Source organism: Mycobacterium lehmannii, assembly GCF_001499925.1.
GTDB lineage: Bacteria > Actinomycetota > Actinomycetes > Mycobacteriales > Mycobacteriaceae > Mycobacterium > Mycobacterium lehmannii.
Genome location: NZ_LQIR01000042.1, coordinates 1 through 11971, shown reverse-complemented (window position 1 = coordinate 11971; position 11971 = coordinate 1). Strand labels below are relative to the sequence as shown.

Annotated in this window: 12 protein-coding genes and 1 pseudogene; 6 read left to right on the top strand and 7 right to left on the bottom strand. The window is 65.4% G+C overall.

Annotated elements, in window-relative coordinates:
- The 4 genes and pseudogenes from AU192_RS25830 to AU192_RS19300 form a co-directional block, all read left to right on the top strand.
- Positions 1-415: pseudogene (locus AU192_RS25830) on the top strand (hypothetical protein); the annotation flags it as partial.
- A 359-nt stretch (positions 416-774) separates the two neighbouring features.
- Positions 775-1263 (top strand): hypothetical protein, encoded by a 489-nt coding sequence (locus AU192_RS19310; protein WP_064399109.1) that lies wholly within the window; start codon positions 775-777, stop codon positions 1261-1263.
- Between the two features lie 58 nt (positions 1264-1321).
- Positions 1322-2518, top strand: coding sequence for an XRE family transcriptional regulator (locus AU192_RS19305; RefSeq protein WP_064399111.1), 1197 nt, complete (start codon positions 1322-1324; stop codon positions 2516-2518).
- The gene (locus AU192_RS19300; protein ID WP_064399107.1) at positions 2515-2985 is read left to right on the top strand and encodes a DUF4411 family protein; all 471 of its coding nucleotides are present in this window, start codon (positions 2515-2517) and stop codon (positions 2983-2985) included. Before AU192_RS19305 ends, AU192_RS19300 begins: the two co-directional genes overlap by 4 nt.
- Before the next feature lie 211 nt (positions 2986-3196).
- Here the strand turns inward: AU192_RS19300 and AU192_RS19295 are convergent, their stop codons facing one another.
- The 5 genes from AU192_RS19295 to AU192_RS19275 all read right to left on the bottom strand — a co-directional run bounded on the left by AU192_RS19295 (position 3197) and on the right by AU192_RS19275 (position 8349).
- Positions 3197-3478, bottom strand: a complete 282-nt coding sequence (locus AU192_RS19295; RefSeq protein ID WP_064399106.1) for a hypothetical protein — start codon at positions 3476-3478, stop codon at positions 3197-3199.
- Positions 3475-6561 carry an MMPL/RND family transporter gene (locus tag AU192_RS19290; protein ID WP_174522759.1) on the bottom strand — a complete coding sequence of 1029 codons (3087 nt, stop codon included), beginning with the start codon at positions 6559-6561 and terminating at the stop codon, positions 3475-3477. The genes AU192_RS19295 and AU192_RS19290 overlap by 4 nt, the downstream gene beginning before the upstream one ends.
- A 106-nt stretch (positions 6562-6667) precedes the next feature.
- A complete protein-coding gene (locus tag AU192_RS19285) occupies positions 6668-7096 on the bottom strand; it encodes a DUF6188 family protein (RefSeq protein WP_064399102.1) in 429 nt (142 codons plus the stop codon).
- Between the two features lie 75 nt (positions 7097-7171).
- The gene (locus AU192_RS19280) at positions 7172-7843 is read right to left on the bottom strand and encodes a TetR/AcrR family transcriptional regulator (protein WP_064399100.1); all 672 of its coding nucleotides are present in this window, start codon (positions 7841-7843) and stop codon (positions 7172-7174) included.
- Positions 7840-8349 carry a PaaI family thioesterase gene (locus AU192_RS19275; protein WP_064399099.1) on the bottom strand — a complete coding sequence of 170 codons (510 nt, stop codon included), beginning with the start codon at positions 8347-8349 and terminating at the stop codon, positions 7840-7842. The genes AU192_RS19280 and AU192_RS19275 overlap by 4 nt, the downstream gene beginning before the upstream one ends.
- Positions 8350-8451: 102 nt before the next feature.
- On the opposite strand from AU192_RS19275, the gene AU192_RS19270 reads away from it, so the two are divergent.
- Positions 8452-9168: a TetR/AcrR family transcriptional regulator gene (locus AU192_RS19270; RefSeq protein ID WP_064399097.1), complete on the top strand. Its 717-nt coding sequence runs from the start codon at positions 8452-8454 to the stop codon at positions 9166-9168.
- On the opposite strand, the gene AU192_RS19265 is transcribed toward AU192_RS19270, so the two are convergent.
- Positions 9149-10342 carry a cytochrome P450 gene (locus tag AU192_RS19265; protein WP_064399096.1) on the bottom strand — a complete coding sequence of 398 codons (1194 nt, stop codon included), beginning with the start codon at positions 10340-10342 and terminating at the stop codon, positions 9149-9151. The genes AU192_RS19270 and AU192_RS19265 overlap by 20 nt on opposite strands.
- Positions 10343-10404: 62 nt before the next feature.
- Here AU192_RS19265 and AU192_RS19260 point away from each other — a divergent pair, with 62 nt between their 5' ends.
- Complete coding sequence (locus AU192_RS19260) at positions 10405-10989, top strand: TetR/AcrR family transcriptional regulator (RefSeq protein WP_064399094.1); 585 nt, start codon at positions 10405-10407, stop codon at positions 10987-10989.
- 386 nt (positions 10990-11375) lie between these two features.
- Here the strand turns inward: AU192_RS19260 and AU192_RS19255 are convergent.
- Positions 11376-11971 (bottom strand): hypothetical protein (locus AU192_RS19255; RefSeq protein WP_165593323.1); only part of this gene is annotated, 596 nt, incomplete at its 5' end.

The following is an 11971-nucleotide window of genomic DNA, read 5'->3' as shown; positions in this document are numbered from 1 at the left end:
ACCCGAACGACTCCTGCGCCCACCCGACGAGCAGGAAACCCGCAGCCACAACGACACCGCCACTTCGCCCGAACCCGCAGAGGACTCGAGGTCGCATGTCGAATCGGAGTCCGATGAGGCAAAGCCCGCCACCGGCACCCAGATAGCCCAAGCGGAAATGGGCGCCGCAGGGCCCGCGAACGAAACCGAAATAGCCGACGAAGACACGGCGTCGGGTGCCGAGCCCGGCGACGACAACGACACTGCCGACGAAATCGCGAGCCCGCTCGCAAACGCCGAGCCCGCCGGGGCTAACCAAGGCGCTCAAACCGAAACGTATACCAATCCGACCGAAGCCGAATCAGGTGTCGCGGTGTCAATTGACGGATCCAGCGAACCCGGCGGACCAGCGCCCCCAGGAGACCAGGCGGCCTGACGGCCGGCGCGAGGAAGCCCGGGTCCACCTGGATCACCAGGCCGCGCGGAATCAGCAGGCCCGCGCCGATGAGCACCCCCAGAAGCGACGAAAGCCCGCCCCAACCAAAGGCCGAAGCGGGCTTCCAAAAGTGGAGCTAAGGGGACTCGAACCCCTGACCCCCACACTGCCAGGGTGAAACAGTATGTGCTGGCCCGTGTCTCGGCGTCCAACCCGTACGGATTTGTCCACGTCGGCGGGGCGCTCATTGTGTCGGTTTGTCTAGTGCGCGTTTGCCCGTAATCGAGAGTATTAGGACACGGCTAGGACACACCGAACGGGTGTTCGTCGTTGTTGGTGGATGCGGGCACAGTGGTCCCATGGCTAGAACTGCACGCGTCGCTCTGCCCGAGGACGACTACCTGACCCTGATCGGCCAGGTGGCCTACATGGTCAGCTCCCTGGAGTGGACCATCCTGGGCGACCTGCCGGGCCTGGCGCAGCACCTTCCACCCGACCTCACGACGTCGGCGCTGGCGGGCAAGTCCACCGGCCAGATCGCCGGGACGCTGAGCAAGGCAGTAGGCGCGATCGGCGACGACGACGTGCGGGCGTATGTGGAGGAGGCCGGTCGTGTGCTTGGCGAAGCCGCGACCATGCGCAACGACGTTCTTCACGCGCGACCGGCGACGATCGGCGGAGAGCAGCGCCTATACCGCTGGAAGCCGGGCCGCGCGTTCCCCATCGACACCGCCTGGCTGAACAGCACGATTGACCAGCTGTCCAAGGGATCGACGGCGCTCGACCGGCGGAGACCGCTGCACAAGCACCCTGCGTTCGCCGACCGGTTCTCCCGGCTCGACCGCTGAGTCGGTATTCGGCCAGTCCAGTCCGGCTTGTGGGTGGGGGTGGTGCATCATCGTGATCATGCCGTCCATCCCCGCTCCGGTAGAGCCTTCGGTGCTCCGCTGGGCGCGCGAGTCGTGCGGTCTGATCGAGGTCGCGGCGTCGCGCAAGCTCAACCTGCCCGACGACCGGGTCGCGGCCTGGGAGGCGGGCACAGCGGTGCCGACCATCGCGCAACTGCGCAAGGCTGCCGAGGTCTACAAGCGTTCGCTGGCTGTGTTCTTTCTGTCGGCACCGCCGGAGGGATACGACACCCTGCGCGATTTCCGGCGGCTCGAAGGTGCCGACGCCGCGCGCTGGTCTCCCGATCTACATGAGGAGTTTCGGCGCGCCCACACACAACGCGACTTCGCCCTGGAGCTGGCCGAGACCGAGGAGCGCGAGCTTCCCGACGCCTGGCGCGTCGCGGTGTCGGCGGACGACAGCGACGCCGAGATCGCTGCCCGCATCCGCGCGGCCCTGATCGAGGTCGGACCGCTGCCCATCCCGCCCAACTCCCCCAGTCCCTACGAGCACCTGAATGCGTGGGTGTCTGCCATCGAGGCGTCCGGCGTGCTGGTGCTGGCGACGCGCGGCGGCAAGGTGGCCGTGGACGAGATGCGCGGCATGTCGCTCTACTTCAACGTGCTGCCGGTGATCGTGCTCAACGGCGGCGACTACCCACGCCCGCGCCTGTTCTCGCTGCTGCATGAGTTCGTCCACCTGGTGCTGCACACCGAGGGGCTGTGCGACGTGGTGACCGACGACCGGCCACGCACCGCCAACAGGACGCTGGAGGCGCGGTGCAACGCCATCGCCGCCGCCGTACTGATGCCCGCCGCCGAAGTGCGCGCAAGGCCGGAGGTCATCGCTCGCAGCGACATCCCGGCGTCGTGGACCTACGACACACTGCGCCCGGTCGCCGCGCAGTTCGGTGTGAGCGCCGAGGCGTTCCTCCGGCGGCTGTCCACGCTGGGGCTGGTGCCGGTCGACCTGTACCGGCAACGGCGTGCGGAGTTCATCGCCGCCCACGACGACGAGGCAGACCGCAATCGCGCGTCGGGCGGCAACTGGTATCGCAGCACGGCGCGCGACCTCGGCAAGGCGTACGTGCGCGCGGTCACCGACGCCCACCGCCGCCGCGTCATCGACAGCAACACCGCCGCGATCTACCTGGACGCGAAGGTGAGCCAGATTCCTCGCCTGGCTGAGTCGGCGGAGCTGCGGAGCGTGGTTTGACCGACGAGTTCTACTCCTTCGATACCAGCGCCATCCTCAACGGGCGGCGCGACCTGTTCCGGCCCACCGTGTTTCAAACGCTGTGGGTGCAGATCGAGGGCGCGATCCCCGACGGTCAGATCAGGTCGGTGGACGAGGTGCAGCGCGAACTCGCCAGACGTGACGACGACGCGCGGCAGTGGGCCGACGCGCAGGGCGACCTGTTCATGCCGCTCGAATTGCCGATACAGCAGAGCGCCACCCAGATTCTCAACGTGCACCCCCGGCTGGTCAGCCAGGGCGGAAGGCGCAGCGCCGCAGACCCATTCGTGATCGCGCTGGCGATGGTGCGCAACGGCACCATCGTCACCGAGGAGACCGCCACCGGCAATCTGGACAAGCCGCGTATCCCCGACGTATGCGGCGATCTCGCCGTGCCGTGTCTCAACCTCATGGAGTACATCGAGGCCCAAGGCTGGACTTTCTGAGCCGCCTGCGCCCGGTGCATGCAGCGGCGATCGAAATGACGTGCTCGACCGTTCCGAAGTTCTGCGCCCAAGCGGTAATTAACAAGAGTCGGGCGACTCCTACACGCGCTCGCCCGAGGGTCGGCAGCCAGCACAGAGTGCCGCGGGCTCGGCCATTTACGCTCCAGCGGTAAGTCTTCCGCAGGGCTAAAGCTGGCCGCCACGAACTATTTCAGCAGCCGAGTTCGACGACGGCAGCGATGATGAGATCGACTGCTGCGGGTACCGAGATGGCGAGGTCTTCGATGACCATGGGGACGGCATCGGACGAGGGGTGGCCGCTGCGGATGAAGCGGCAGACTTTCTGGCCTTCGGTCAGTATCTGGGCGCGGGTCAGGTGTGCCATTTTAGGTTCTATTCGCTGCAGGTAGCTGTCTTGATCTCCAAGGGCTGTCGGCGCGGTCGTGATCGAGATACCGATCGTGAAGGCGAGAATGGCGAAAATTTTCGTCATGGGCGTACGCCCGCAGGGGCCGGCTGGATGGCTGGTTGACGTCGTGAGGGGCGTTGTGGCCACCAGCTGGCTTCGCGTAGGAGTGTGGCGATGGCGGGCACGGTGAGGGTGCGCACAAGGAAGGTGTCGAGCAGTAGACCGAAGCCGATGATGAGGCCGGCTTGGATCATGATGGCCACTGAGCCGACCATGAGGCCGAACATGCTGGCGGCGAAGATGAGGCCGGCGGAGGTGATGACGGCGCCGGTGTTGGCGACGGTGCGTAGGACTCCGACGCGGATGTTACTTCCGGATTCTTCGCGCAGCCGGGAAACGAGCAGCATGTTGTAGTCGGCGCCGACGGCGACGAGGATGATGAATGCCAACAGTGGTACGGGCCAGGCGATTTCGTGTCCGAGGGCCCATTGGAATATCAGGACGCCGAATCCGATCGAGGCGAGGTAGTTGAGCAGGACGGTGCCGAGAAGGTAGATCGGTGCCAGTAGTGCGCGTAGCAGCAGCACCAGGATGATGCCGACAATGACGGTGGTGGCCAGGGCCAGTTGGGCGAAGTCTGCCCACAGGAGCCGTTGGATGTCGGAGTTGACGGCTGGGAAGCCGGCGACAGAGACGGTGGCGTCGGCCAGTGAGGTGTTGGGTCGCGCGTTGTTGGCGGTGGTGGTGATGCGGTTGGCGAGGTCCATGGCGTCGACGCTGTAGGGGTCGTGGCTGCTTTCGATCATGAACCGTGCTGTTTTGCCGTCTGGTGAGAGGAATTGTTCGGCGACGTCGGTGAATTGGCGGTTCTCGAAGGCGTTGGCGGGTAGGTAGAAACCGCTCGATGAGTCGGAGTCCTGGGCAGCGCGTGCGGAGTTCTGTAGCTGGGTGGCGATCTGGCTCATCCCTGAAAGCATTTCGATGTTGCTGTCGGCCAGGGTGCGCACACCGGTGGCCAGTGCTTGGGCGCCTGAGGCGAGTTGGCCGATCCCGTCTTGGAGGCGGCGCAGGTTGCCAGCCAGGTCAGCGGGGTTTCCCAGCGCCCCGAAGGCGTTGTCCAGTGAGGTGACGGCGTTCTGGACGGTGGTGAGGGTGCCGGCGACGGTGGCATTGCTGGCGGGGTTGTAGCGGTCGCCGAGGTCGGCGATCTGGGTGAAGAATCCGCTGTTGCGCAGTGTGATCAGGATCTGTACTTGGTCGCGGATCTGGGCGCATTGGGGTGTGGTGGCACACCACGGCGAGGTGTTGAGGGCACCCACGAGGGGCTCTAACGTGGTGATGGCGTGTTGTGCCTGGTCGGCCAGTGGTCGCAGGCCGGGGCCGGATTGGATGGCCTGATCGACCGCAGGTGCGGTGGCCGAAAGTTGTTGCAGCAGTGGTCGGAACTGGTTGACCTGAGTGCCGGCGGATTGGGCTTGAGTGAGGATTCCGGCCAGGGGGGCTAGGGCGGTGCGTACGGTGGTGTCGAGTTGGGCCAGTCCGCCAGCGAGTTGGTCGGCGCCGTCGGTGAGTTTGGTGAGCTCGTCGCGGCGGGCGTTGCCGTCGGCGACTGCGCCGGCCATCTTGTCTCCGATCTGACCGTTTTGCCAGGCCAGTTGCGCTTGATCGAGGCGTTCCCCGGTGGGGCGGGTGACTCCGGAGACTTTGGTGACACCGGGAACCTGGGAGACGCGGGAGGCCATTTCGTCGAGGTCGGCCAGTCCCTTGCCGGTGCGCATGTCGGTGGGGTTCTCGACGACGAGGAATTCGGTGATGACGGCGTCTTTGCGGAAGTGGCGGTCCAACAGTTGGTAGCCCTGGTTGCTGGCGGTGGTGGCAGGTTGGCCTTTGCGGTCGTCGTAGCTGATTTTGATGGTCGCGGCCACCGCGGACAGCGCGAGCAGGATGACGAGGCTGACGATCAGTAGTGGCACCGGCCGGCGCACCACCGCGACGGCGACACTGTTCCAGTAACGACGGGTGCGATCGGATTTGGGTTCACCGATGCCGCGTTTAGCGGCCAACGCCAGCACGGGCGGTAGCAGGGTGACTGTGGCCAGGAAGCCGAACAGGACCGCGATGGCGCATGCGGGGCCTAGGGCGGCGAACACGCTCAAACGAGCGAACACCATGGCCAGGAACGCCAGTGCGACGGTGGCGGCGGAGGCCAGGATGACGCGACCGATGCTGGCGGTGGCGTGGATGATGGCCTGCTCGGCCGGTACCTGGGCGCGGCGCTGCTCGTGGTAGCGGCTGATCAGGAACACGGTGTAGTCGGTGCCGGCGCCGAGCAGGATCGCGGTCATGAACGCGACGGTGAATTGCGAGACCGGCATGCCCATCTCGCCCAGCGCGGACAGGACGCCGCGCCCGACGGCCAGGCTCAGCCCGATGACCAGCAGAGGCAGCAGTGCGGTGAACACCGACCGGTAGACGATCAGCAGGATCAGCGCGATCATGGCGGCGGTGGCGATCGAGATCAACAGCAGATCGTGCTCGGCGGAGGCGATCATGTCGCTGAACGTCGCCGGCGGTCCGGTGACGTGCGCGGTGGTGGTGGAGTCGCTGAACACTTCGGCGGTGATGCCACGCACCGCCTTGACTGACTCGGCTGCCGTGGGGTCACCCAGCGTGCCGGTCACTCCCACTGGCAGATACCACGATTTGCCGTCGGCGCTGACGGCTTGGGTTTTCGTGGCCGGATCGGCCAGCAGATCCTGCACCAGCAGCACGTGCTGACTGTCAGCGCGCAGTCGCTCCAGAAGGCGGTCGTAGCGCTGCTGGGCCGCCGGGGTCAGCCCGGCAGGGTCTTCCATGGCCACAAACAGCATGGTTTTCGAGCCTTGTTCGCCGAAGGCTGTGCTCATCCGCTCCACCGTTTGCAGCGACGGGGCGTCGCGCGGAATCAGATCCACCGACTGCTGCCGCACCACCGTTTCCAGCTGGGGAAACAGCAGCGCCAGGATGATGGCGGCGCCGATCCACACCCCGATGGTTAAGGCTTTGTGCCGCACTGTGAAGCGGCCCAGCGCTGCCAGTCGGGCGCTGTATTCGCGGCTGTGTGCGGGATCGGCGGAAGGGCTGTCACGCCGGCGAGTTGGGGTGGCAGGTGTCGAGGAGCCTGTCATGCGGTCGGTCACCGAACCTCCCCTGGTCGGACGATACTAGCAGTATCGCTACGCTACAGTATGTAGCGAAGTGGCTCGCAGTTGGCCGGCGTCAGCCGGAGCGGGCCTAGCGTCGGTTCACGATGTTGGCGTCGTCGTCGTCGGGGATGTCATGCCTGACCACGCGGACTCGCCCATGAGGTAGGCAAGCCATGTATCCATGTCGCTTGCCGTACAGCTCCCATGCGGTGCTCTGCTCGTCAGGATCGACGTCGATGCGGTGGCCACGGGAGAAGGCCAGATGCAGACCTCCGTCGTCACCAGACCAGGCCTGGGTGCACACAGCGCCGGCCAGATCCAGCAGCGGGCGCTCGTACACCGAGATCTTCAAGGGGTTGATCTGCACCGTCTCGGTGAGAAATCTATCGACTGCGGGCAGGGTGAGCAGCAAGGGGCGCCAGATCACAACCTCGTTGTAGTCGTCGAGGTCCAGCATCAAGCCGTCGCGCACGGAGACACGTTGCACGACACAGTCTTCAATCCATTGGGTGTACATGGCCTTCTCCTTCGACGCATCGTTGAGCCGTACCTGAAGAGTACGGCAGGTATCGCTGCGATACCAGGAGTAGCGTTACGGTGCGGTTGCGTTTGGGGTCACCTTGTTTATGACTCTGCGGGTGGCCCGGTCGATGCGATCGCGGGTATCGGCTGCCGGCACGCGCCCGCTGATGAAGGCAACGAGGTTGGCCAGCCAGATGTCGGATATGACGCCGGCGAGACACAGATCTGCCGGTGTCGGCTCGCCACCCCGGAGGGTGCGGGCCAGCAAGATTTCAATCGTTGCGGCGGCGCGGTCGAGCTCCGCAGCGGCGCGGGTGTCTGCGACGGCGAAGGCCCGGGTCATGGCGTCGGTCAGCAGCGGGTCGCGCTGCCACCGGTCGTGTAGGTGGGCGGTCAATCGATCCAATCGCTGTTGCGGTGTGCCGGCACCGCTTGACCAGTCGCCGGAGACGTCGAGGCGCTGAAATTCTCGGGTCAGCGCTGCCACCAGCAGGTGGGTTTTGGCTTGGTAATAGCGGTATAGCGTGCCCACGGCGATACCTGCTCGCTCGGCGACTGTCCGCATGTGGACCGCGTCGTAACCGCCCGTGGCAGCAACAGCCAGCGCGGCATCCATGATCGCCTCGCGGCGACGCGCTGAGGCACGCGAACGCGGCACCCGAGCTGCGTGGGCCTGGTCGGAAGCCGAACTGCCCTGGTTCTGTGCGGGTTCGCTGCTCACGCGAGTGCTGGCGACAGTCATGGCGTTTGACCATTGACGCCGCTGCGGCGCGAGAACTGCTCGAAGATCTCACCGAAACCGCTGACGTCGCCGTGAGCGGCGAAATGCGCGGTGTCGACCACAACGAACACTGCGCTCGCGGTGAACCGGGTGACCCCCTCGCAGGTCCCGGCCGCCGCAATGTGCAGCGCCCGCCCCTCACGGGCGCTGATGTGCGCGGTGATCCGGTGGAGCTGATGCAACGGCACTGGCTGCAGGTACTCAACCGTCAAAGTGCGCGTCACCGCTGGCGTTCCGGCGATCCACAGCGTGAAGCCCAGCACGTCATCGCAGGCGGCTGCCACCGCCCCACCATGCACCAAGCCCGGGGCTCCAATGTGACGCTCGTCGAACGTGACATCGGCATACACCGAATCCGCACTGCGGTGGACCTCCAAATGCAGGCCGTGCGGATTCGCCGGGCCGCACCCCATGCACGTCGGGGTGTGCGAAGGTAGCCGTTCTGACGGCACTGCACTTTCTGGCACGAGGACGCTCCCGGTACATCTAGTTTCGCTGCGATACTCTTGGTACCACAACTGCTAGACTACTGGGCGCGACATCGCCTGAATCGACCGCCGAGGTGACCCGTGAGCGACAGCAGTCAGCCATCCCTGCACGATGATGACGACATCGACCCGCGGCGGATCCGGTCACGCAACCGGTTATTGGACGCTGCCGCAACACTTCTGAGCACCGGAGGCGTCGAGGCCGTTACCATCGATGCTGTCACCAAAGCATCCAAGGTTGCCCGCACCACGCTGTATCGCCATTTCAAAAGCTCATCGCATCTCCTGGCTGCCACATTCGAGCGGCTACTGCCGCAGGTCACCGCCCCGCCGCCGACCAGTGGCCCGTTGCGTGAGCAGCTGATCGAGTTGCTCAGCCGTCAAGCCACCCTGTTCAACGACGCCCCGCTGCACGTCACCACCCTGGCATGGCTCGCGCTGGGACCCACGGGCACCAGCAGCGACACCGATGAGCGGCACGCAGCCGGCGCGCTGCGCACCCGTGTCATCGACCAGTACCGACAACCGTTCGATGCGCTACTGCAGAGTGCGCAGGCTCGAGCCGAACTCGAAGACTTCGACGTCGAACTGGCGCTTTGCCAGCTTGTCGGGCCGCTGGCGTTCGCCCGAATGACCGGGCTGCGCAACATGACTCACCACGACTGCACACAGATCGTTGACGACTTCCTCGCCGCCCACCGCACGAGGAGCAGTGATCCTCTTACGGCGTCAACGCCTGCGCCGGCGCGACCGAAGAAGGCGCCGCGTCGCAAAGCGGCTAGCTCGCCGGCCACATGATGGGCAGCGACAGGTAACCGCGAATCGGCCCCGAGCGAAGACGCACCGCCGAGTCGACATCGACTGCCCAGTCCGGCAACCGTGACAGCAATGCGCCCAATACAATTCGGGCCTCTAGACGGGCGAGCGCAGCTCCCAGACAGAAGTGGATACCGCGGCCGAAGGCCACCTGGTGTTCGGGCTTGCGGTCAATGTCGAACACGTCCGGGCGGGCGAACACCCGCTCGTCGCGATTGGCTGACCCGAACAGCAACAGTACCGAATCGCCCTGCGACATTGTGGCCCCGTGCAGTGCCACATCTGTGGTCAACACCCGCGACAGTCCCTGCACCGGTGAGTCATAACGCAACAGCTCCTCGACCGCCTGCCCGATCAGTGTCGGGTCGGCGGCCAACCGGCGTCGGCTCCGGGGGTGCCCGGCCAACACCACCGCGGCGTTGGCCAGCAGGTTGGTCGTCGTCTCATGACCAGCTATCAGCAGTAGCAAGCAGAACCCAAGCAACTCGTCGTCGCTGAGGCGCTGACCGTCGACCTCGGCGGCCACCAACGCCGACATCAAATCATCGCGCGGCGCCTTGCGCCGATCGGCAAGGAAATCCGCGAAATACGCATAGACCGCGGCCGCGGCCGCCAGGCCTTCGGCCACCTCACCGTGTGCGGGATTGGACTGAATCAACGTGCTCGACCACTGCCGAAACTGCTGACGATCTTCCCGCGGTATCCCCAACAGGTCGGCAATCACCATGGCCGGCAGGATCCCGGCGAAATCGGCAACAAAGTCCGCACGACCCGCGCTGTGCATGACCTGCTCAGCCAATGCCGCCGCCAACTCGTCGATACCGGTCTCCAGGGCCGCAATCCGCCGCGGGGTGAACGCCTTGCTGACCAAACCGCGCAACTGATCGTGTCGCGGCGGATCCATCAAGATCATCATCGGTAGAAACGACTCCAAAAACGGCGCGTCCGGCGGCGTCGGAAACACCCCATTGACCGAGGAATAGGTCTGGTGATCGAGCAGGGCAGCAATCACGTCCTCGTGGCGGCTGAGCACCCAGGTATTCGCAGTCTCCGCCCGAAACACCGGCGCCTCATCGCGCAACTTCCGATAGACGGGGTACGGGTCGTCCTGGATGTTCGTATCGAACGGGTCGTAGTGAAGCTGCGCAGTCGTCATTGCCTCTCCCGCCGCGTATAGAACAGTGGTTTAGACTGCAAGTCTAATTGACAGGGGTGTCAATGCGTGAGGTTCCGCCACAAATCGCCGACCGCCTATCCGCGGCTGCGGCGCTGTTCGCCGAGCGCGGACTTAACGACACCAAAATCGAAGACGTCGCCGCGGCGACGGGGGTCCCCAAGGCGACGCTGTACTACTACTTCGCCGGCAAGGAAGACATCCTGGCGTTTCTACTCGAAGACGTCCTGCACGAGATCGCAAAAGAGGTCGCCACTGTGGCCGACGGCGGCGGCGGCAGCGGTGCCGACCGACTGCACCGCGTCATCGCGGCCCAGCTGCGCGTGATGGCTCAGCGACCCGCCTCCTGCCGCGCCCTGATCGGTGAACTCGGCCGGGCGGCGCGGATGCCGGTCATCGCAGACAAAATCGGCACCGCCTATCTGGAACCCGTGGAGGTGCTGCTGCACGCCGGCGCCGCCGACGGTTCCTTGGCCGCGGTAGCCGACGCCAGGGCCGCGGCCACAGCCCTTTTCGGCGCCGTCACCATCACCGCTCTGACCTACCTCGTCACCGGCGAACCACTCGTCGAGGATCTGCTGACGCGCACCATTCACGATGTCGTGTTCTCCGGACTGCGCCCACGCTGATCGCATCGCCGCCACATCCTCGGCCGAGCGGTTGCACCATCCAGTCCTCCCAGCAGGCCTGTCAACCAGTGTGCTTAACGGTCGGCGCCAAGTAGCTGTAGACGGTGGCGTGAGAGAGGCGCCCAAGATCTTCGCAATGTCGGTCGCGGTGATCCCCTTGACGGCAGGCGTTGCGCCTTCGCGCACAGGTGGTGGATAAGTGTCGGGTCGGCGATTCGTGAACCGCGGGTCGGTCAATGGCATTGGTTGCCGTTCATCACCCCGCTAGTGTGGGGGCCACGCCGCCGTCACCGCAGGTACCGCCACTGCGGCCGCGCAGAATGTCCTAACCATGGCCTATCCCAGTCACTCTCGTCGATCAAAGGGTGACAGGACGCGGGCCACACTCACGTCAACTGCGGCCCGGCAGCAGTGGGCAGCCCGCGCAATTCGTAGAATTCGTCGCGCAAGCGTTTCACATCGTCCGCGGTCGTGACATTAACCTGAGCCGGCATATATGCGCCGGTCAGCTTCGCCAGCTGGTCGCGGTTGCGCGCGATCTCACCGTTCAGCAGCGCCAACGTCTTGTCGTCTTCCCGGTGGGACGCCGCCGCGAACCGGTCGAACAAAACCGCGGCGGTGATGCGCGCCGACTCGATCAACGATTGCCGCGACGAGTCGGCAGCTTCCGGGCCGTTGCGCTCCTGGTGCCGTTTCACCGCGGTCTGAGCTGCGCCGTGCGACGCGTACCCAAGTTCGGTTGCAATCCGGTTCCAAGACCAACCGATGGACCGAAGTTGGAAAGCGCGTTCGGCGCGGGCGCGGCTGTCGTGCAGTGGCATCACTCGCATGCCGCAATGATGCCGCAGCAGGGCGCAGCCCAGCGGCAGCGTCCAGCGCGGCCGGGTCCGGCCGCACCGACACATTGAATCGCCCTGGAAATGTTGGAGGCTCCTGACCTTGGAAACGAGGATGCAGGTATGCCGAAGGAACAGTCTGCCGG